Annotated in this window: 21 protein-coding genes; 17 read left to right on the forward strand and 4 right to left on the reverse strand. The window is 65.2% G+C overall.

From position 1 onward, the window contains the following. The first annotated feature begins 287 nt into the window (after positions 1–287). The 6 genes from ACQR1Y_RS07495 to ACQR1Y_RS07520 all read left to right on the forward strand — a co-directional run bounded on the left by ACQR1Y_RS07495 (position 288) and on the right by ACQR1Y_RS07520 (position 5,973). A complete protein-coding gene (locus ACQR1Y_RS07495; RefSeq protein WP_434859297.1) occupies positions 288–1,334 on the forward strand; it encodes an ABC transporter substrate-binding protein in 1,047 nt (348 codons plus the stop codon). After that, positions 1,331–2,155, forward strand: coding sequence for an ABC transporter ATP-binding protein (locus ACQR1Y_RS07500; protein ID WP_434876455.1), 825 nt, complete (start codon positions 1,331–1,333; stop codon positions 2,153–2,155). Before ACQR1Y_RS07495 ends, ACQR1Y_RS07500 begins: the two co-directional genes overlap by 4 nt. Continuing rightward, a complete protein-coding gene (locus ACQR1Y_RS07505; protein WP_434876454.1) occupies positions 2,152–2,997 on the forward strand; it encodes an ABC transporter permease in 846 nt (281 codons plus the stop codon). The genes ACQR1Y_RS07500 and ACQR1Y_RS07505 overlap by 4 nt, the downstream gene beginning before the upstream one ends. A gap of 34 nt (positions 2,998–3,031) precedes the next feature. Next, positions 3,032–3,955 carry an acetamidase/formamidase family protein gene (locus ACQR1Y_RS07510; RefSeq protein ID WP_434876453.1) on the forward strand — a complete coding sequence of 308 codons (924 nt, stop codon included), beginning with the start codon at positions 3,032–3,034 and terminating at the stop codon, positions 3,953–3,955. Positions 3,956–3,983: 28 nt separating this feature from the next. Next, positions 3,984–4,739: an SDR family NAD(P)-dependent oxidoreductase gene (locus ACQR1Y_RS07515; protein ID WP_434859301.1), complete on the forward strand. Its 756-nt coding sequence runs from the start codon at positions 3,984–3,986 to the stop codon at positions 4,737–4,739. A 121-nt stretch (positions 4,740–4,860) separates the two neighbouring features. Further along, positions 4,861–5,973, forward strand: coding sequence for a mechanosensitive ion channel family protein (locus tag ACQR1Y_RS07520; RefSeq protein ID WP_434876452.1), 1,113 nt, complete (start codon positions 4,861–4,863; stop codon positions 5,971–5,973). 7 nt (positions 5,974–5,980) lie between these two features. Here ACQR1Y_RS07520 and ACQR1Y_RS07525 read toward each other — a convergent pair whose 3' ends face one another. Genes ACQR1Y_RS07525 through ACQR1Y_RS07535 form a run of 3 tightly spaced genes read right to left on the reverse strand, consistent with a single transcriptional unit; the run spans position 5,981 to position 8,535 of the window. Beyond that, positions 5,981–6,682: a DUF1045 domain-containing protein gene (locus ACQR1Y_RS07525; RefSeq protein ID WP_434876451.1), complete on the reverse strand. Its 702-nt coding sequence runs from the start codon at positions 6,680–6,682 to the stop codon at positions 5,981–5,983. 7 nt (positions 6,683–6,689) lie between these two features. Next, positions 6,690–7,877 carry an alpha-D-ribose 1-methylphosphonate 5-triphosphate diphosphatase gene (locus ACQR1Y_RS07530; RefSeq protein WP_434876450.1) on the reverse strand — a complete coding sequence of 396 codons (1,188 nt, stop codon included), beginning with the start codon at positions 7,875–7,877 and terminating at the stop codon, positions 6,690–6,692. Next, complete coding sequence (locus ACQR1Y_RS07535; protein WP_434876449.1) at positions 7,870–8,535, reverse strand: chloramphenicol acetyltransferase; 666 nt, start codon at positions 8,533–8,535, stop codon at positions 7,870–7,872. Before ACQR1Y_RS07535 ends, ACQR1Y_RS07530 begins: the two co-directional genes overlap by 8 nt. A gap of 186 nt (positions 8,536–8,721) precedes the next feature. Between ACQR1Y_RS07535 and phnC the strand changes: the two genes are divergently transcribed. The 9 genes from phnC (at position 8,722) to ACQR1Y_RS07580 (ending at position 17,097) form a co-directional block, all read left to right on the forward strand. Then, on the forward strand, positions 8,722–9,531 hold the full coding sequence (phnC, locus tag ACQR1Y_RS07540; protein ID WP_434876448.1) for a phosphonate ABC transporter ATP-binding protein: 810 nt from the start codon (positions 8,722–8,724) through the stop codon (positions 9,529–9,531). Positions 9,532–9,611: 80 nt separating this feature from the next. Continuing rightward, the gene (gene phnD, locus ACQR1Y_RS07545) at positions 9,612–10,544 is read left to right on the forward strand and encodes a phosphonate ABC transporter substrate-binding protein (RefSeq protein WP_434876447.1); all 933 of its coding nucleotides are present in this window, start codon (positions 9,612–9,614) and stop codon (positions 10,542–10,544) included. 95 nt (positions 10,545–10,639) lie between these two features. Further along, on the forward strand, positions 10,640–11,524 hold the full coding sequence (gene phnE, locus ACQR1Y_RS07550) for a phosphonate ABC transporter, permease protein PhnE (RefSeq protein ID WP_434876446.1): 885 nt from the start codon (positions 10,640–10,642) through the stop codon (positions 11,522–11,524). After that, on the forward strand, positions 11,521–12,369 hold the full coding sequence (phnE, locus tag ACQR1Y_RS07555) for a phosphonate ABC transporter, permease protein PhnE (RefSeq protein WP_434876445.1): 849 nt from the start codon (positions 11,521–11,523) through the stop codon (positions 12,367–12,369). The genes phnE (ACQR1Y_RS07550) and phnE (ACQR1Y_RS07555) overlap by 4 nt, the downstream gene beginning before the upstream one ends. 158 nt (positions 12,370–12,527) lie before the next feature. Next, positions 12,528–13,535 carry an ABC transporter substrate-binding protein gene (locus ACQR1Y_RS07560; protein WP_434876444.1) on the forward strand — a complete coding sequence of 336 codons (1,008 nt, stop codon included), beginning with the start codon at positions 12,528–12,530 and terminating at the stop codon, positions 13,533–13,535. A 50-nt stretch (positions 13,536–13,585) separates the two neighbouring features. Beyond that, on the forward strand, positions 13,586–14,401 hold the full coding sequence (locus ACQR1Y_RS07565) for an ABC transporter permease (RefSeq protein ID WP_434876670.1): 816 nt from the start codon (positions 13,586–13,588) through the stop codon (positions 14,399–14,401). Between the two features lie 4 nt (positions 14,402–14,405). Further along, entirely contained in the window at positions 14,406–15,191 is a 786-nt protein-coding gene (locus ACQR1Y_RS07570) for an ABC transporter permease (protein WP_434876443.1), read from the forward strand. Positions 15,192–15,196: 5 nt separating this feature from the next. Beyond that, positions 15,197–16,258: an ABC transporter ATP-binding protein gene (locus tag ACQR1Y_RS07575; protein ID WP_434876669.1), complete on the forward strand. Its 1,062-nt coding sequence runs from the start codon at positions 15,197–15,199 to the stop codon at positions 16,256–16,258. Further along, a complete protein-coding gene (locus ACQR1Y_RS07580; RefSeq protein WP_434876442.1) occupies positions 16,255–17,097 on the forward strand; it encodes a phosphodiesterase in 843 nt (280 codons plus the stop codon). The genes ACQR1Y_RS07575 and ACQR1Y_RS07580 overlap by 4 nt, the downstream gene beginning before the upstream one ends. 21 nt (positions 17,098–17,118) lie before the next feature. Here the strand turns inward: ACQR1Y_RS07580 and phnF are convergent, their stop codons facing one another. Continuing rightward, positions 17,119–17,844 carry a phosphonate metabolism transcriptional regulator PhnF gene (phnF, locus tag ACQR1Y_RS07585; protein ID WP_434876441.1) on the reverse strand — a complete coding sequence of 242 codons (726 nt, stop codon included), beginning with the start codon at positions 17,842–17,844 and terminating at the stop codon, positions 17,119–17,121. A 120-nt stretch (positions 17,845–17,964) separates the two neighbouring features. Here phnF and phnG point away from each other — a divergent pair, with 120 nt between their 5' ends. Both phnG and phnH read left to right on the forward strand, forming a co-directional pair. Next, entirely contained in the window at positions 17,965–18,417 is a 453-nt protein-coding gene (gene phnG / locus ACQR1Y_RS07590; RefSeq protein ID WP_434876440.1) for a phosphonate C-P lyase system protein PhnG, read from the forward strand. Continuing rightward, the gene (phnH, locus tag ACQR1Y_RS07595) at positions 18,417–19,028 is read left to right on the forward strand and encodes a phosphonate C-P lyase system protein PhnH (RefSeq protein WP_434876439.1); all 612 of its coding nucleotides are present in this window, start codon (positions 18,417–18,419) and stop codon (positions 19,026–19,028) included. The genes phnG and phnH overlap by 1 nt, the downstream gene beginning before the upstream one ends. Position 19,029 lies beyond the last annotated feature (1 nt).

The raw sequence follows: 19,029 nt of genomic DNA on the forward strand, positions 1-19,029 counted from the left end.
GGCGGCAGCGGCCCGCGATCCGAACGTGCAATTTCTTTGTGCGGCCGGAATGGCAAAATTGACATTATTGCCCTTGCTGCGATGCACGTTTGACCAGGGCGGCTTCGGAAGCGGCAGCAAGGTGACAAGGGCTCGGCAGCGCGCAGCGTCGCGCAGTGATGCCGGTCGCCGAGGCCCTTGTTTTTGTCAGCTTTTCAGCAGATCCCGTCTGTTATTTCGCCTTGCTGCGCGGCGCCCTGACCATAGTCTCCTCACGAACTTTCAACGCCTGGGAGGAGTTCTGCACCATGAGCGAACGTGTCTCGGCATCATCCGCGAGCGCAAATCCATTCATCGATCGACGTCGTTTTCTGATGACGTCTGCGGCGGTGGCCGCCGGCCTCAGCGCGCCTGCGCTGTTGGGCACCAGAACGGCTGCGGCGGCCGGCCTGAAGACGGTCCGCTTCAGCGAGGCCGTGCACAATCTCGGCTACATCAATCTCTACGTCGGCATGCATGCCGGCATCTTCAAGAAGAACGGCCTGGACATGCAGGTGAGCGCCGCGGGCGGCGACACCCAGACCTTTGCCGCCGTGCTCGGTGGCTCCGCTGATTTCGCCATCGGCGACGCGACCATGGCGCAGATCTCGCGCGAGAACGGCGGCCCCGGCGTCGTCGTCGGCACGGTCGTGCAGCGCGCGCACTATTTCGGCGTCTCCAAGACGCTCGAGCCGATCACCGATCCCAAGGGCTTCAAGGGCCTCAAGATCGTGACCTCGCCCGAACCCAACACCAATTTCAGCGTCGCCAAGCGCCTGCTGGAGAAAGCGGGCATGAAGGTGGGCGTCGATGCGACCATCGTGCCGGTCAATCCCGGCACCGAGATCGCCGCGATGCTGGCGGGGCAGGCCGATATCGCCATCGCCTATCAGCCCAGCGTCGCCGCCGCCGAAGCGCAGGGCGCGAAGGTCGTGTTCGACTTCTCCAACTATATCGGCCCGTTCTGCAACACCGGCATCATGGTGCTGCCGACCACGATCCAGAAGGATCCCGAGATGGTGCAGGCGCTGGTGACCTCGTTCGAGGAGGCCTCGCGCAAGACCTACGCCGACCCGGCGTTCTCGAAAGAGGTCGCACGCAAGGAGTTTCCGGATCTGCCCGGCGAGGTCGTCGACAAGGCGATCGATGCCGAGCTGAAATACCTGATCCCGGCGCAGTCGGTCATCACCAAGAAGGACCAGTGGGCCAACCTGATGGAGATGCAGGTCTATCTCGGCAATGCCAAGGGCTCGGTACCGTTCGATCAGATCATCGACAATTCGTTTGCGGAAAAGGCGATCGCCAGTCTCAAATGACTGAGGTGAGCGGTACGGTGCAAACAGGGCCGGGCGCCGTCGCGGCGCCCGCGCCTCCGCTCGTCGTCGAGCACGTGGCCAAGAGCTATGAGCTCGACGGTGGCCAGACCGTGCCCGTCATCGGCGATCTCAGCCTCACCTTGCGGGAAGGGGAGATCATCAGCATCGTCGGTCCGTCCGGCTGCGGGAAGACGACGCTCCTGAACACGCTGTGCGGATTGCTCGCGCCCGATGCCGGCCGCATTCGCTGGCATGGCCGCGAGGTCTCGGGCCAGCCGCAGAATGTCGGCTACATGCTGCAGAAGGATCTGCTGCTGCCGTGGCGGACCGCGCTCGGCAATACGATGCTCGGCCTCGAGATCCGCGGTGTGCCGGCAGCCCAGGCCGAGGACCGTTGCCGCGCGATGCTCGACCAGCTCGGGCTGCATGGCTTTGCCGATCATTATCCATCGACCCTGTCCGGCGGGATGCGGCAGCGCGTCGCGTTGGCGCGCACGCTCGTCAACGAGCCGGACGTGCTGCTGCTCGACGAGCCGTTCGCCGCGCTGGATTTCCAGAGTAAGCTCCTGATCGAGAACGATACGGCCGGCCTGGTCCGGGAGGGCCGGCGCTCCCTGCTGCTGATCACGCATGACATCGAGGAGGCGGTCTCGCTGGCTGATCGCGTCATCGTGCTGTCGAAGCGACCGACCAGGGTGAAGGCCGTCTACGATATCGCCCTTGGCGGCGATCGCCGTGATATGATGGCCGTGCGGCAGACGTCCGGTTTCAGCGACTATGTCCGCCAGATCTGGGCCGATCTCGACGTGGTGCTGCAATGACGGCCGACATCGACAGTGCGCCGGCGTCCGCGCCGGCTTCCAAGGCCATGGCGGCGTCGGGGCGGCGCTGGCTGCGGCTGCGCAGCACGCTGGCGGTGCTGGCTACGCAGCTCGTCGTCCTCGCGGCGTTCCTCGCCTTCTGGGAATATGCGACCGGTCAGAACAAGGCGGCGGCCTTCATGTTCGGCTCGCCGTCGGCGATCTTCAAGTTCCTGTCGCAGATGGCTATTGACGGCAGCCTGTGGCGCGACACCTATGTCACGGGCCTGGAGACGCTGCTCGGCTTCTTCGTCGGCAATTGCATCGGCACGGTGATCGGATTGTCGCTGTGGTATTCGCGCTTCGTCTCCCGCGTCGTCGAGCCGTTCGTGATCGCGCTCGGCTCGATCCCGATCATCGCGCTGGCGCCGATCATCATCATCTGGTTCGGCACGGGACTGATCTCGAAGGTCGCGATGTCGACGCTGTCAGTCGTGATCGTTGCGCTGGTCACCTCCTACAAGGGAGCGACCGGCGTCGATCCCGATCAGATCAACCTTCTACGCACGCTCGGCGCCTCGAAGTTCCAGATCTTCCGCAAGCTTGTCGTGCCGGCCTCGCTCACCGACATCTTCGCCGGGCTCAAGCTGACAGTCGGCTTCGCCCTGATCGGCGCCATCGTCGGCGAGTTCATGTCGTCATCGGAAGGACTGGGACACGCGATCTTCAAGGCGGGATCGCTGTACATCATCCCGAAGGTCTTCGCCGCGCTCGTTGCGACCATTGCGCTTGCCCTTGCGCTGACCTTCGCAGTCGGCAAGATCGAGCAACTGCTGATGCCGTGGCGGCGGCAGTTGCGATGAAACAAGCAATCCGAATGGATGACAGGGAGTGATCATGTCAAAGCGCGTCAGCAAGGCCGGCAACATCAAATACGCGCTCTCCGGCGACGACGCCTTCATTGCGTCGGTCGAGCCGGGTGAGACATTCGTGGTCGAATGCGCGATCAACGTCAATGACGGCACGATCCGCGCGCTCGGCCAGCAACTGGTCGAGAGCGACGTGACCTTGCCTTATGTCAACGGCGCCACCGGGCCGATCGAGGTACGCGGGGCCAAGCCGGGTGACATGCTGCGGCTCGATATCCTCGACATGGAGCTCGATCGCCTCGGCTTCACCGCACTGTGGCCGGGCATCGGCATGTTCCCGGACTGGGTGCGGCGCAAGGAGTTCGGCATCCAGACCCGCGTGGTCGAGGTCAAGGATGGCCAGGTGCTGTGGAACGAACACGTCAAGCTTCCGGTCCGGCCGATGATCGGCGTTGCCGGCGTGGCCCCGGTGCATGGCGCGGTGCTGACGGTCGATAACGGTCCGCACGGCGGCAATCTCGACGTCCAGGAGATCACGTCAGGCAATTCGGTGTTCTTCCGCGTGAACAAGGACGGCGCGCATCTCTTCCTCGGCGACTGCCACGCGATCCAGGGCGATGGCGAAGCCAACGGCATGGGCGCGATCGAGATCGCGGCCAACCTCACCGTCAAGGTCTCGCTCGCCAAGGCGCCGGCGCGCCTGAACCATCCGCGGATCGAGACGCCGACGCACATCTGCACGCTCGGCTGCGCGCGTCCCCTGGAGGACGCGATGCGGAGCGCGTTCGAGGAGATGATCAACTGGCTGGAGGATGACTGGAAGATTCCGGCACCGGAGGCCTACATGCTGCTCGGCCAGATCGCCGAGGCGCGCTGCACCCAGGTGGTCAATCCGAAATACACCTACATCTGCAAGGTCAATAAGGCCTTGCTCGCTGGCTATCACGGCTGACGCCGTAAATTCGAAAAGGGAGAACATCATGGATCTGGGATTGGCCGGCAAGAGCGTGCTGATCACGGGCGGCAGCAAAGGCATCGGGCTTGCGATCGCCGAGCTGTTCGCCGCCGAGGGCGCCAACGTCGCAATCTGCGCGCGCGATGCAGAAGCGGTCGGCAAGGTCGTGACGAAGCTCGCGGCCAAGGGCGTCAAGGCGTGGGGGCAGGGCATCGACGTCGCCGATCCCGTGGCGCTCAAGGGCTGGGTGGATGGCGCGGCGAAGCAGTTCGGCGGCGTCGACAGCTTGATCTGCAACGTCAGTGCGCTCGCCGTCGGCGACACGCCGGAGACTTGGGACAAATCCTTCCGCGTCGACATGATGCACACCGTGAACTCGGTCGCGGCGGCCGTTCCCTATCTGGAGCAGTCGACGTCGGCTTCGATCAGCATCATCTCCAGCGTGTCCGGTTTCGAGGTCGATTTCGCGGCGGGATCCTACGGCGCCATCAAGGGCGCTCTGATCCATTATGCGAAGGGGCTTGCGCACCAGCTCGTGAGCAAGGGTATCCGCGTCAACGCCGTTTCTCCCGGCAACACCTATTTCGAAGGCGGCATCTGGCAGAACATCGAGAACGGCTCGCCTGATCTGTTCAAGATGGCGATGGGTCTGAATCCGACGGGACGCATGGGAACGGCCGAAGAGGTGGCCTATGGCGTGGTGATGCTGGCGAGCCCGCTGGCGAGCCGTATCTCGGGAACCAACCTCATCGTCGACGGCGCCTTGACCAAGGCGGTCTAGTTCCTCGCACGGACGGCAGACGAGCCATGCAGCATGTGGATGCTGCACTGCGGCTGCCGTCCGACTCTCCCGGCGGTCTCGGGCGTTGAGAGCGCTCGAGACCCCCAAGGGAGAGCAAGGCATGCAGGCACTCGTGCAGCAGCTATCCGGACTGTTTCCGGACTGGATGGTCGGACCGGCCCTGATCATCGGGGCCGTTCTCGGCGCGCTGCTCGTCTATGGCGTCGCGCGCGCTTTTGTGAAGCGCGCGATCGGCGCACAGAACTCGATCCTGTTTCCCATCCTGCAGAGAACCGCGGGTCCCGCGCGTCTCGCGCTTTGCCTGGTGGCCGTGGCGCTGGTGCTGCCGCTCGCGCCGTTGAACGAAGGCTGGCGCCGTGCGCTGGCGCATCTGTTCGTGGTGACGACCATCGCGCTGATCGGATGGATCACCATCCGCGTCGTCGATCTCGTGTCGACCCGATATGTCAAACGCTTCCGCGACGACATCGCGGAGAACTTCCTCGCGCGCAAACATGTGACGCAGGTCCGCGTCTTCAAGCGCGTCATCGACACGCTCATCATCATTGTTGCCGTTTCGGCTGCGCTGATGACCTTCGATTCCGTCAGGCAATACGGCGTCAGCCTGTTCGCATCGGCCGGCGCGGCCGGTCTGATCGTCGGTCTCGCCGCGCGGCCGCTGCTGAGCAATTTGATCGCCGGCGTCCAGATCGCTGTGACGCAGCCGATCCGCATCGAGGATGCCGTGATCATCGAGAACGAGTGGGGCTGGGTCGAGGACATCGCCTCGACCTATGTCGTGATCCGGCTGTGGGACTGGCGCCGTATGGTGGTGCCGCTGTCCTATTTCATCGAGCGTCCGTTCCAGAACTGGACGCGCGATGCGGCTTCCCTGATCGGATCCGTGGTGCTGCACGTGGACTACCAGGCGGATGTGCCGCGCATCCGGAAGCAGTTGGAGAAGGTCGCGAAGGAGTCGAAGATCTGGGACGGCGCGGTGGTCAATCTTCAGGTCGTCGACACCAATGCGCGCACGATGGAGCTTCGGGCGCTCGTCAGCGCGCGCAATGCGCCGCAGGCCTGGGACTTGCGCTGCGAGGTGCGCGAGAAGCTGATCGCCTTTCTGCAGCGGGAGATGCGCGAAGCCCTGCCGCGCGACCGCGCCGATATCTCTCCGCCGCTGTCGCTGTTCAATCCGCAGTCGCCGCCGCATTTCGCCAGCGCTGCGAATTGAAGGGCCGCTATCTCCCGGTGATCGGCCAGCTGTCGATGATGCTGAACCGGCTGCTCGCGCTCGGCTGGCGGAACAGCGCGATACGGTCGATCGACAGGGATGTCAGGCTGAGCGCCGCGAAACGGTCACGCAGCATCCCAAGGATCGGTCCGCGCCGATCGTCGGACAGGCGGCAAGTCAGGGTCATGTGGAAGCGAAAGTCTTCCATGACGTAAGGATAGCCCCAGCGATCGAGATGGTCTCGTTGGCGCGCTGAGAGCAGCTCCGGCTTGCGTCGGGCGCGATCCTCGGCGGTCATCGGGGCGCGGAACGGCTCGAACGCGCGCACGCAGTCGGCGGCCAAATCCTGCAAGGTGTGCGACGCCTCTCCCGGGATCACCGCGATGAAGCCGCTGATCGCATCGACAACGGGCCGGATGATCGGAACGGCTCTCGGCACTGCCGCAAACGCCGCGCAGGCGTCGCGCAGCTCGGCCTCGGGACGTGTCTCGACCAGGTTGAACGGGGCCTTGAGGGTCGCGTGAAAGCCGTACTTCCGCGCGTCAGTGGTGAGGTCGCCCCAATCCGGCGCGGCATCCAGCACGCCCTCCGGAAAGCCGCGTTCCCGGCCGGTCCAGGCGTCGTAGCCCAGCAGGCTGGCACCGAACACGGTCAGCGCGGCGTCGGCCGCCGGCGTGTAGTAGATCGCATAGCGCGGAAAACCGGTCATGTCCTGCTTACTCCGCCGCGACCGCTCGCGGCGTGGCGGCGGTGGAGAGGCGTTCGGCCTCTGTCAGGTGAACCACGCGGCCCGCCGCAACCACCGCGACGACACGGGGGCGCATCGGTTCGCGATCGTCGACGAGGAGGATGTCCGCGCGCTGGCCGCTCGCGAGCGAGCCTCGGTCCGGCAGGCCGGCTGCTCGCGCCGGGGCTGCCGAGATCAGGCTCCAGGCCTGCGCCAGCGGAAGGATGCCGTCGGCGACCAGCCGGTAGGCGGCGAGCAGGGGGGCTGGATAATAATAGTCCGACGCCAGCACCGAGCAGAGACCCTTCGCGATCATGTCGCTCGCCCTGGTCCATCCGGTATGGCTGCCGCCGCGCACCACGTTGGGGGCGCCGAACACGATGGCGTCGCCGCCGTGAGCCGCCTCGCGCGCGGTGATTTCGTTGACGGGAAACTCGGCGATGGTGACGCCTTGGCTGCGGAAGGCCTTGCGCATCTCCGGGCTGTCGTCGTCATGCGACAGCATGCGCACGCCGGCCGCGCGCGCGGTCTCGGCCAGGCGGGCGATCGACGCCGGCACGGCGTCGGCTCGCGAGGCGATGCGGGCCACCAGGATATCGAACTCATCGCCGGACAGGCCGGTGCGGTCGACCATGCGCTGGCGCTTATGCGGCTTGTCCAGGCTCGCGACGGTCGAATCCATGTGGTCGTTGAAGGCAAACAGATCGATGCGCCGGGCCGCGAGCAGCCCCCGGATCTCGTCCTCATCGTCGAGATTGTACGTCTCGTGGCGCAGATGAAAGCGCGTATCCGCCGCGAGCCGCGGCCGCAGCGCCTCGATCTGCTCCAGCAGGCGGCGCGCGTTGCCGGCGCTGCGCAAGCCCGGCTCCCACGACCAGGTGGTAGCATGAAACACGGTCGTAATGCCGTTGCTGATGGCCTGGCGATCACTGTCGAGCAGCGCCACGTCGATCGGGAAATCCACACCCGCGCGCGGCATCATCTGCCGCTCGAAAGCATCGCCATGGATGTCGACGATTCCGGGCAGCACCGTCAGCCCGCTGGCGTCAAGCGCAAGTCCCGCGTCAGGTCGTCCCGCGTCGATCGCGGCGATCTTGCCGTCGGAGACGATCAGTGATGCATCGGCCAGGCCGGACCCGATCAGGCATCGGCCGTGGAAAATCGAGAGATCAGTCATGGGCGGCACTCTGCCGCAGCGCGCGGGCGCCGTCGAGAGCGGCCTCGTATTTGTCCAGGAACGCGGTGATCTCCAGCTTGCGGAAATCCGGCAGCGCCCGGCGCAGCGCTTCGTGATCCCAATTCCACCAAGCGAGATTGATCAGGCGCTGCTCGATCTCAATCGGAAAACGGCGCCTGATCGGGCGCGCGGGATTGCCGGCGACGATCGTATACGCAGGCACGTCCTTGGTGACGATGGCGCCTGCTGCGACGACGGCGCCGGTGCCGATGCTGCGGCCGGGGAGAACGACGGCACCATGTCCGATCCATACATCGTGACCGACGGTGACGTGATGTTCCTTCCGCCAGGCGAAGAACTCGGCATCATCAGGCTCGCCGGGGAAATAGGCGCTGGCCCGATAGGTGAAATGCGATTGCGTCGCCCGGTGCATCGGGTGATTGCCCGGATTGATCCGGGTCATCGCCGCGATCGAGCAGAACTTTCCGATCGTTGTGTAGGTGATCTGCGCATCGTTGACCACGTAGGAATAGTCGCCCATCGCCACGTCAAGGAGGATGGTGCGCGCGCCGACCTCGCAATAGGCGCCGAGTGTCGCGCCCTGGAGTTTTGCGGAGGAATCAACGGTAGGGTCGATCGAAAGGGACTTGCCGGCCATCTCACGTCCTGTCTGTCTTCACGGCTCTGTCTAGGGTGCGCTGTATGACAGATGCATGACGTCTCCATGACGTTCGCAGCGGCGGACCTTGGATGTGGACGAGTGTCGCACCGCAGCGTCACTGTCACACAACTGTAGAATCCCGACGCTAGCGGTGGAGTCAAAGCGAGGCGTCTGGAGAAGTCCATGCTGGTGGTGGATGGTTTGACGTGCCGGTTCGGCGCGAAAGCCGCGGTCGATAATGCATCATTCTCGGTTGCGCCCGGCTCGTTCGTCGGTGTCATCGGGCGTTCCGGCGCTGGCAAGTCGACGCTACTGCGCTCCATCAACCGGCTGAGCCCGGTGAGTGACGGGCGCATCCTGTTCAAGGATCTCGATGTGACGGCGCTCCGCGGCCGCGACCTGCGGCTGTGGCGCGCGCGTTCGGCGATGATCTTTCAGCAGTTCAACCTGGTCGGCCGCCTCGACGTGCTGACCAACGTGCTGATGGGGCGGCTGGCCGAGATCCCATCCTGGCGCTCCCTGGCGCAGCTATGGCCGGCGCAGGACGTGGCGGTGGCCATGTCGGCCCTGGAGCAGTTCGACATGGCGTCCCTCGCGGCACAACGCGCCGATCAGCTCTCCGGTGGACAGCAGCAGCGCGTCGCGATCGCGCGTGCGCTCGTCCAGAACCCCGACATCATTCTCGCGGATGAGCCGATCGCCTCGCTCGATCCCCGCAATACCAAGATCGTGATGGATGCCCTGCTGCGCATCAACAAGCATTTCGGCATCACGGTGATCTGCAACCTGCATTCGCTCGATCTCGCCCGCAGCTATTGCGATCGCCTGATCGGCATGGCGACGGGACGGATCGTGTTCGACGACGTTCCCGCGGCGCTGACCGCGCAGATCGCGCGCGAGCTCTACGATCTCGAAGCGGATGAGGTGATGGACAAGGTCCATCCGGTCCCGGCCGCTGCCATTCCGGCGCTCAGCGAAGCCGCTGTCGCCTGACAAACCGATTTTGGTCACCTCGGATCTCGCATGGTGCGGGGGACGAGGCCTGTTTACTTCGTTCAAAAAGAGGGCATGTCATGATCAATCGTCGCATCGTTCTGGCCGGTGTCGCCGCGCTGGCTTTTGCCGGTTCCGCTTCGGCCGAGGATTGGAAGGCGAAGTATCCGGAACTGACCTTCGCGGTCATTCCTGCCGAGAACGCCTCAGGCGTCACCGAGCGCTGGACGCCCTTCGTCAACTATCTCTCCAAGGAGCTGGGCACCAAGGTGACGCTCCGCATCGCCAACGACTACGCGGCCGTGATCGAGGGGCAGCGCGCCGGCAACATCCACATCGCGAGCTATGGCTCAGCCTCGTTCGCGCGGGCGCGCCTGACCGGCGTCAAGATCGACGCCTTCGCCAACGACATCAACGCCGACGGCAGCACCGGCTATTACTCGGTGTTCTTCGTCAAGGCCAACAGCCCGTACAAGAAAGTCGAGGACCTCAAGGGCAAGAATTTGGGCCTGGTCGATCCGAACTCGACCTCGGGCAACAACGTGCCGCGCTTCGAGCTCAACAAGATGGGCGTGACCGACGCTGAAACCTATTTCAGCAAGGTCGTCTTCGCCGGCAGCCACGAGAACGCGATCCTCGCGCTCGCGCAGGGCACCGTCGACGTCGCCGCCAACCAGTGGACCAGCGACAACGATTCGACGCTGGCGCAGATGCTCACCAAGGGCATGCTGAAGAACGCCGACGGTTCGCCGATGAAGAAGGACGACTTCCGCATCATCCACAAGTCGGCGCCGATCATCAACGGCCCCTACGCCTACAATTCCGATCTGCCGGCCGAGCTGAAAACGGCGATCGCCAAGGCGTTCTTCGACGCCCCCACCAAGGACAAGGCGGCGTTCGATCGCCTGTCGGATGGCCAGAAGAAGGGTTTCCACCCGGCCACGACCAAGGACTGGGACGGCACGATCGATCTGATCAAGTTCGTCGACAGCCTGCGCAAGAAGGCGTCCTGATCGACATCCTTAACCACGCGGGAGCCGGGCCGGGCATGGCCCGGCTCCCTTTGTATGAGACGTGACCTCTTTTCGAACGAGAGCAGCCCTATAAGATGGCGACCGCCATTTCGATCCTGCCGAGCCAGCAGCTTGAGGCTCTGAACGACGCCTATCGTCGGGCGGTCGCGCGCCGGCGCCTGCGGCTCGCGCTGTCCGCTGCCGCTTTCCTGGCCGCGCTGCTGGTCGCCGCGGTCGGTGCCGAGGTCAATCTGCGGACGCTGTACACGTATTTCGGAAATTTCGTCAGCTACTTCGATCGCATCTTCACGCTCGATGACGGTCACCGCGTCTGGACCAATGTCCCGGAGTGGTTCTGGGGCTTCAAGAAGTGGCTCAAGCTGCTCGGCGAGACCTTGCTGATCAGCTATGTCGGCACGATGGCCGGAATCGTCGTGGCGTTCTGTCTCAACTTCCTGGCTGCGGAAAACACCTCGCCCGCGCCGTGGGTCCGTTTCACCGTGCGGCGGCTGCTCGAATTCGCCCGTACCGTGCCGGGCATCGTGTTCGCGCTGATCTTCGTCATCGCCTTCGGTCTTGGCCCGATCCCCGGCGTGCTCGCCATCGCCGTTCACTCCAGCGGCGCGCTCGGCAAGCTGTTCTCCGAAGTGGTCGAGAATGCCGACATGAAGCCGGTGGAAGGCGTTCGCGCGACGGGGGCGAGCTGGCTGTCCTGCATGCGCTTCGCCGTTCTGCCGCAGGTCGTCGCGGGCTTCTCCAGCTACAGCCTGCTGCGCTTCGAGATCAATGTCCGCGAGGCCTCGGTGATGGGCTTCGTCGGCGCCGGCGGCATCGGGCAGGAGCTCGTGGTCGCGATCCGCAAGTTCTACTACTCGGACGTCAGCGCGATCCTCGTCATGATCGTCGTGACGGTGTTCCTCATCGATATCGCCACCGGCTGGCTGCGCGGCCGGCTGTTCGGCGCGGAGGCGCGGACATGAGCACGATGGACGCGCAGGACCCGCAGCAGATGCGGGAGCGTTATCCGCATGTCTTCGATCGGCCGCTGTCGGCCCGGCTGGCGACACCGGCGATGCTGGTCCTGGCGCTGGCGATCTTCATCTTCGGCCTGGTCGATCTCCAATTCTCGCCGGCGCGGATGCTTGCCGGGCTGAGTCAGCTCGGCTGGATTTCGCTCCTGATGCTGCCGCCCGATCCGGGCTCCTCGTTGCCGGTCTATCTCAAGGCGCTCGGCGAGACATTGTCGATCGCCGTGCTCGGCACGACGCTCGCCGCGGTCTTTGCGCTGCCCGTCAGCCTGCTGGCCGCCAGGAACATCATTCCTTCGGCCATCTTCCGTTTTCCGGTGCGGCGGCTGTTCGATACCATCCGCGGCGTCGACACGCTGATCTGGGCGCTGGTCTGGATCAACGTCGTCGGCCTCGGCCCGTTCGCCGGTGTGCTGGCGATCGCGGTGTCGGATTTCGGGGCGCTCGGCAAGCTGTTCTCGGAAGCCTTGGAGAGCGCCGACCGCAAGCAGGTCGAGGGCGTGCGCGCGGCCGGCGGCAGCGCGCTGCACGAGGTCCGGTTTGGCCTGCTGCCGCAGGTGTTGCCGGTGATCGCCGGCCAGATGCTGTATTTCATCGAGTCCAACACGCGTTCGGCGACCATCATAGGCATCGTTGGCGCCGGCGGAATCGGCCTGCAGCTTGCGGAGCAGATCCGCGTGCTGGAATGGCAGAAGGTGTCGTTCCTGATCCTGATGATCCTTGTGGCCGTGGCTGCAATCGACTGGATCTCGAGCAAGCTGCGCTTCGCCATCATCGGACGTCGCGCCGTCGCGTGACGGGAGCGGCATCCGAAGGTTGCGGTCATTCGTAGGCGAACGATCAGGCTGCGCGGATGCCTGTGTGTCCCCTGCGCGGTGTCGCAAATCTTTCATGTGCCGGCCGTAATGGGGCTCCGGAACCGGCCGCCTGGTCGGACATACGGAGTTTCATTCACATGAAGGTCACCCGCCTCGTTCTTGCGCTCGTCGCGCTGATCGTTCTGGCGCCGCCGCAGCAGGCCAAGGCCGCCGACGTCATCTGCTACAATTGCCCGCCGGAGTGGGCCGACTGGGCCTCGATGCTCAAGGCGATCAAGACCGATCTCGGCTATGACATTCCGCACGACAACAAGAACTCCGGCCAGGCGCTGGCGCAGATTCTCGCCGAGAAGGCCAATCCGGTCGGTGACATCGGCTATTTCGGCGTGACCTTCGGCATGAAGGCGAAGGCGCAGGATGCGCTCGAGGCCTACAAGCCTGTCAATTGGGACCAGGTCCCGGCCGGTCTGAAGGACGCCGACGGATACTGGACCACGATCCATTCCGGCACGCTCGGCCTGTTCGTCAACAAGGACGCGCTCGGCGGCAAGCCTGTGCCGGCGTGCTGGAAGGATCTGCTCAAGCCCGACTACAAGGGCATGGTCGGCTATCTCGATCCGAGCTCGGCGGCCGTCGGCTATGTCGGCGCCGTCGCCGTCAATCTCGCGCTCGGCGGCTCGCCCTCGAACTTCGATCCGGGGTTGAGCTTCTTCAAGGACCTGCGCAAGAACGACCCGATCGTGCCGAAGCAGACATCCTATGCCCGTGTGGTCTCGGGCGAAATCCCGATCCTGTTCGACTACGACTTCAATGCGTACCGCGCGAAGTACACCGAGAAGGGCAATTTCGAGTTCGTCATTCCCTGCGAAGGCTCGGTCGTGTTTCCCTACGTCGTTGGTCTGGTGAAGAACGCGCCCGACAAGGACAAGGCGAAGAAGGTCATCGACTACCTGCTCTCGGACAAGGGCCAGGCGATCTGGACCAACGCGTATTTGCGTCCGGCGCGTCCGATCGAACTGCCCGAAGCCGTCAAGGCCAAGTTCCTGCCGGACAGCGACTACGCTCGCGCCAAGAGCGTGAACTGGGGCGACATGGAGACCGCGCAGAAGGGCTTCGTCGACCGCTATCTGTCCGAAGTCCGATAAGGAGCGTTGTGCCCCGCCGGGCCGAAATCCGGCGGGGCATGCCCGATCTCATGTCGCACAAATCCTTCGTCTGGACCTGCTTGTTGCCGCTGGCCGCCGTGACCGCGGCCTTCTTTCTTCTGCCGATGGCCCGGCTTCTCATCGCGGGCGCCGAAGGACCGCGCGGACTGGTCGAATATCTCGCGATCATCATGGAGCCGCGTTACCGCGCGACGCTTCTGAATACGGTGCTGCTGGCTGCGGCGACCACGGTCGCGACATTGATCGTTGCCACCATCGCCGGCCTGTTCCTGCAGCGCCATCGCTTTCCGGGACGCGCCGTCCTGGTTGCCGTCCTGACGTTCCCGCTCGCCTTTCCCGGCGTCGTGATCGGATTCATGATCATCCTGCTCGCCGGCCGCCAGGGTCTCATCGGCGACGTTTCCTCGCGCGTGCTCGGCGACAAGATCGTGTTCGCTTATTCGATCTATGGGCTTTTCCTCGGCTATCTCTACTTTTCCATTCCGAGGGTCATTCTCACCATCATGGCCGCGGCACAGAAGCTCGATCCCGGCCTGGAGGAGGCGGCTCGCTCGCTCGGCGCGAGCCCATGGGCGGTGCTGCGCGACGTAGTGCTACCGGCGCTTGCTCCGGCCCTGGTCGCCTCGGGCGCGATCGCGTTTGCCACCGCCATGGGCGCGTTCGGCACGGCGTTCACGCTTGCGACTAGCATCGACGTGCTGCCGATGCTGATCTACACAGAATTCACTCTGGCGGGAAATCTCGCGACCTCGGCGGCGTTGTCGGTCGGGCTGGGGGTGATGACGTGGCTGATCCTGGCGCTGGCGCGCAGCTTCGCCGGTACCTCTGTCGCGGCGGCGGGCTAGTCGCGTGCGCAGCCGAATCCTCTTCACGCTTCAGTTCCTGTTCACGCTGCTCGTCGCGGCGTTCCTGGCCGTGCCCGCCGGCCTCTCGATCGCGGCCGGGGTCACCGTCAACTACTTCCGCGGGATCCAGTCCGGCGTGACGCTGCAATGGGTCGTGCAGGTCTGGGAGCTCTATGCCGGCACGATCCTGGCGTCGATCATGATTGCGCTCGGCACGCTCGCCGTCACGCTCGTGGTCGGCGTTCCCGCCGCTTACGCGCTGTATGTCCGCGGTGGACGGCTCGCGCGGATGGTCGAGGAGATCATCACCTTGCCGCTCGCTATTCCCGGGCTTGCGATCGCGCTGGCGCTGCTCTTGACCTATGGCGGCTTCGGCAGCTTCCGCCGCTCGTGGCTGTTCATCCTCGCTGGCCACGTCGTCTTCACGATGCCATTCATGGTGCGCTCGGTGATGGCCGTGTTCGCCACCATCGACGTCAAATCGCTCGACGAAGGCGCCGCCTCCGTCGGCGCCTCGCCGTGGCGCCGCTTCGTCGACGTCATCGTTCCCAATGCCGCGCCGGGAATCCTGGCCGGCAGCCTCATGGTCGTCACGCTCTCGCTCGGAGAATTCAACCTGACCTGGATGTTGCACACGCCGCTGACCAAGACCTTGCCGGTCGGCCTCGCCGACGCCTATGCGTCGATGCGCCTCGAGGTGGCCTCGGCCTATACTCTGATTTTCTTCGTCCTGATCATTCCGCTCCTGGTCGCCATGCAGTGGATCGGCGAAAGGGGAGGTGCAAGGTGAGCACGATGACCCGTCACGGCGCGGCGCTGAAGGTTGAGAATTGCGGCAAGACATTCGCAGACGGCACCAACGCGCTCGCGCGCGCCACGCTCGACATCGCGCAGAGCGAAACGCTGGTGCTGCTCGGCCCGTCCGGTTGCGGCAAGACCACCTTGCTGCGGATCGTCGCCGGTCTCGAGACGCCCGACGCCGGCGGCCGCGTGCTGTTCGACGGCAAGGACCAGACCAGGCAGCCGATCGAGAAGCGCAATGTCGGCATGGTGTTCCAATCCTATGCGCTGTTTCCCAATATGTCTGTCGCAGAGAACATCGGCTATGGGCTCAAGATTCGCGGCGTCTCGCGGGCGCAACGCGCCGCGCGCGTCGCCGAGCTGGTGGCGCTGACCAATCTGGCCGGTCTCGAAGACCGCCGCATCGATCAGCTGTCGGGCGGACAACGCCAGCGCGTCGCGCTCGCGCGCGCCGTTGCCGTCAGGCCGAGCGTACTGCTGCTCGACGAGCCGCTCACGGCGCTCGACGCCGCCTTGCGCGAGCGGCTGCGCGGCGAGCTCAACAGCCTGCTGCGCACCCTCGGCATTACCGCGATCTATGTGACCCACGACCAGGCCGAGGCGATGGAGCTTGGGGACCGCATCGTCGTGATGCGCAAGGGCGCGATCGCGCAGGTCGGGACGCCGCGCGAGATCTATTTCGAGCCCGCCAGCCGCTTCGTCGCGGAGTTCGTCGGCGCGGCCAACATCATCGAGGCACCGATCGCGGACGGCCATCTCGTGCTGCCCGGAGGCCGCCAGCCTGTTGCCGAAGGTGGTTCGCAAGCGAAGGCTGTCGCGATGGTTCGCCCGGAGACGATCGGGATTGCCGACGTGTCGGCCTCGTGCCTGACCGGCGTGGTTGATAGCGTTCGCTTCGCCGGCGACCGCCAGCGCATCGTCGTGCGCGATGCCGCATCCGTCGCATTGACGGTGGACGCGCCGAACACGATCAGGGTCGGAGCAGGGGAGCGCGTCGGACTGTCGATCGCGCCGAACTCCATTCGTCTGCTGCCAGAGGAAGGCCGAACGGCATGAGCACGCGTCCCGTCACCATCGCCCAGATCTCCGACCTGCACATCAAGGCGCCCGGGCGGCTCGCTTATCGCCGCGTCGATACCGCGCAGGCGCTGGCGCATTGCATTGCGGAGCTCAACCGGCTCGCGCCGAAGCCTGATCTCGTCGTGATCTCCGGCGATCTCGCCGACACGCCGTCGTCGGCCGAGTACGAGCATCTCAAGGGATTGCTGGCCGAGCTGACGATTCCCTTCGTCGCGGTGCCCGGCAATCATGATTCACGCGAACTGATGCGAGCCGCATTCCCGGATCATTTCGGTGCTGGCAGGCCCGGTCCGCTCAACCGGCATGTCGAGCTGCCGGAGCTCGATCTGCTGCTGCTCGATTCCAGCGTGCCCGGTCATCCGCATGGCGAACTCGAAAGGGCAACGCTCGATTGGCTCGACGACACGCTGTCCGCGCGTCCCGACAAGCCGGCGCTGATGTTTTTGCATCATCCGCCGTTCGCCACCGGCATCTGGCACATGGACCGGCAGAACCTGCTCAATGCCGACGAACTCGCCGCGGTCGTTGCGCGTCACCCGCGGCTGCAGTTGATCGGCTGCGGCCACGTGCATCGTGCCACGCTAACCCGGTTCGCCGGCATTCCCTGCATGATCTGTCCCGCGCCGAACCACGCCGTCGCGCTTGATCTCGCCGAGCTGCAACCGCCATCCTTCCGGGTCGAGCCGCCCGCCTTCCACTTGCACGTTTGGTTTCCAGGCGCAGGCTTCGGCATCCTCGTGACGCATCAGGTGCCGATCGGTGCGTTCGACGGACCGCATCCCTTCTTCAATCCGGATGGCTCTCTGATCGACTGAGCCGCAGACCCACCGTCGCGTCTAGCTCTCCACCTCGAAGGTCACGCGCTCCGCGGCGAAGCGTGAGCGCTTGACGACGAGCGGCGTCCCGTCGGCGTCGATGTCGGTGCTGTCGACCACGAGCACGGGGCGGCCCAGCGCGAGATCCAGGCGTGCCGCATCGCTCGCATCGGCGATGTCGGCGGTGATGCGGGTCGATCCGCGGCGATAGTCGCGAATGCCGAAATGCGCGAGCAGCGCCGTCATCGAACGGGCCGAGGCGAAGATCGAGCCGGCGTCGGGAAACCGCTCAGTCGACAGCCATGACGTGCTCACGCAGATCGGTGTCTTGTCGGCAAAGCGCAGCGCGTCGATGCGCGTCAGCGCTGCGCCGGCCTTCACGCCGAGCACGCGCGCAAGATCGCGCGTCGCCGGCTCTTCGCCGGCGGCCAACATTTGTCCACGCGGTTCGCGGCCGCCGGCGCCGACGATCTCGGAAAAGCGCGTGCGCGATCGCAGCGGATAGGACAGCCGCGGGGCCTCGACATAGGTGCCGCTGCCGCGCTCGGCCCGCACCAGGCCGCGTTCCGCGAGCGTCGCGAGCGCACGCCGCACCGTGTGGCGGTTGACGCGGTATGTCTCGGCGATTTCGGTCTCGCCCGGCAGGCGCGTCCCGGGCGCGAAGCGGCCGCCGGCGATGTCGCGCTCGATCCCGTCGGCCACGCGCCGCCACAACGCGACGCCCGAAGGAGCGTCCTGCATGCTCATCCCCGGTTCTCCGCCCTTCGGGTCGCGAAAATCACGTCCATGTCATCAAACAGTCATGGCGTCCCGTTACGAAGTTGTCTAGTATCATAGACAACTTCACGACGGCAAGAGCGGATGGAGATGGACGCCAAAACGATGCAGGAGCGGCGCAGGACGGCGATGCAGGTCCTCTCACACGCCTCGCATGCGGATATCGCAGCCAGGCTGGAAGGCCTTGGGCTGCCGGATCATCAGGATCTGCGCGCGGCGGAGAACGGTCTCGTCATGCTGCGCGGCCGGGTCGGTGGCGATGGCGCTCCGTTCAATCTCGGTGAGGCGACGGTGTCGCGTGCGGCGGTTCGGCTCGGGAGCGGCGAGGTCGGCTTCGGCTACGTGCTCGGGCGCGATGGCGGCAAGGCGCGGCTGATCGCGCTCTGCGACGCGATGATTCAATCGCAGGCCCATGCTCAAGGCGTCCTCACGCAAGTGGTCGCCCCGCTGCAGGCGCAACTGCAGGAAGACCGCCGGCGCCAGGCCCAGGAGGCTGCGGCGACGCGCGTCGACTTCTACACGATGGTCCGAGGAGAAGGCTGATGGCCATTGTGACGTCCGAGCTTCAGCCCGGGTTTTCCGACAAGGTTCTGGCAGCGCAGTCGACGTTCCGCACGGTGATGGAAGCCATGGCGCGGCCTGGCAGCGTGCGACACATCGAGGCTCCTGTGGGGCGGCCTGCATGCTTGATGCACGGTACCGCCGCGATCGCGTTGACGCTGTTCGATCACGACACCCCGATCTGGCTCGATGCGCCGTTGGCCGCAGCCGCGGAGGTCGGTGCCTGGCTCAAATTTCACACGGGGGCGCCGATCACTGGCAAGCCCTCGCACGCGAGCTTCGCGCTGGTGGCCGCGCCCGACACGCTGCCTGATTTCAGCTCATTCGCGCTAGGTTCCGCCGAATATCCCGACCGTTCGACGACGTTGATCCTGCAGGTGGCGAGCCTGTCCGCTGGCCGGACCTTTCAGTTGCGCGGCCCGGGCATCGACGGAACGGCGACATTCGCCGCGTCGATCGCGCCGGCCGATCTGTTCGAGCGGCTGTCGATCAATGAGAGACTGTTTCCGCGCGGAATCGATGTGGTGCTGGTCGACGGTTCGTCGATCGTTGCCATCCCGCGCACGGCGCGGCTCGTCGCCGCAGGAGGTTGAG

Source organism: Bradyrhizobium sp. HKCCYLRH3099 (assembly GCF_051167855.1).
Lineage (GTDB): Bacteria > Pseudomonadota > Alphaproteobacteria > Rhizobiales > Xanthobacteraceae > Bradyrhizobium.

Bases quoted from the DNA above. Each gene is read 5' to 3' on its own strand.
- ACQR1Y_RS07495 (WP_434859297.1), top strand. From the start codon at position 288: ATGAGCGAACGTGTCTCGGCATCATCCGCGAGCGCAAATCCATTCATC.
- ACQR1Y_RS07500 (WP_434876455.1), top strand. From the start codon at position 1,331: ATGACTGAGGTGAGCGGTACGGTGCAAACAGGGCCGGGCGCCGTCGCG.
- ACQR1Y_RS07505 (WP_434876454.1), top strand. From the start codon at position 2,152: ATGACGGCCGACATCGACAGTGCGCCGGCGTCCGCGCCGGCTTCCAAG.
- ACQR1Y_RS07510 (WP_434876453.1), top strand. From the start codon at position 3,032: ATGTCAAAGCGCGTCAGCAAGGCCGGCAACATCAAATACGCGCTCTCC.
- ACQR1Y_RS07515 (WP_434859301.1), top strand. From the start codon at position 3,984: ATGGATCTGGGATTGGCCGGCAAGAGCGTGCTGATCACGGGCGGCAGC.
- ACQR1Y_RS07520 (WP_434876452.1), top strand. From the start codon at position 4,861: ATGCAGGCACTCGTGCAGCAGCTATCCGGACTGTTTCCGGACTGGATG.
- ACQR1Y_RS07525 (WP_434876451.1), bottom strand. From the start codon at position 6,682: ATGACCGGTTTTCCGCGCTATGCGATCTACTACACGCCGGCGGCCGAC.
- ACQR1Y_RS07530 (WP_434876450.1), bottom strand. From the start codon at position 7,877: ATGACTGATCTCTCGATTTTCCACGGCCGATGCCTGATCGGGTCCGGC.
- ACQR1Y_RS07535 (WP_434876449.1), bottom strand. From the start codon at position 8,535: ATGGCCGGCAAGTCCCTTTCGATCGACCCTACCGTTGATTCCTCCGCA.
- phnC (WP_434876448.1), top strand. From the start codon at position 8,722: ATGCTGGTGGTGGATGGTTTGACGTGCCGGTTCGGCGCGAAAGCCGCG.
- phnD (WP_434876447.1), top strand. From the start codon at position 9,612: ATGATCAATCGTCGCATCGTTCTGGCCGGTGTCGCCGCGCTGGCTTTT.
- phnE (WP_434876446.1), top strand. From the start codon at position 10,640: ATGGCGACCGCCATTTCGATCCTGCCGAGCCAGCAGCTTGAGGCTCTG.
- phnE (WP_434876445.1), top strand. From the start codon at position 11,521: ATGAGCACGATGGACGCGCAGGACCCGCAGCAGATGCGGGAGCGTTAT.
- ACQR1Y_RS07560 (WP_434876444.1), top strand. From the start codon at position 12,528: ATGAAGGTCACCCGCCTCGTTCTTGCGCTCGTCGCGCTGATCGTTCTG.
- ACQR1Y_RS07565 (WP_434876670.1), top strand. From the start codon at position 13,586: ATGTCGCACAAATCCTTCGTCTGGACCTGCTTGTTGCCGCTGGCCGCC.
- ACQR1Y_RS07575 (WP_434876669.1), top strand. From the start codon at position 15,197: ATGACCCGTCACGGCGCGGCGCTGAAGGTTGAGAATTGCGGCAAGACA.
- ACQR1Y_RS07580 (WP_434876442.1), top strand. From the start codon at position 16,255: ATGAGCACGCGTCCCGTCACCATCGCCCAGATCTCCGACCTGCACATC.
- phnF (WP_434876441.1), bottom strand. From the start codon at position 17,844: ATGAGCATGCAGGACGCTCCTTCGGGCGTCGCGTTGTGGCGGCGCGTG.
- phnG (WP_434876440.1), top strand. From the start codon at position 17,965: ATGGACGCCAAAACGATGCAGGAGCGGCGCAGGACGGCGATGCAGGTC.
- phnH (WP_434876439.1), top strand. From the start codon at position 18,417: ATGGCCATTGTGACGTCCGAGCTTCAGCCCGGGTTTTCCGACAAGGTT.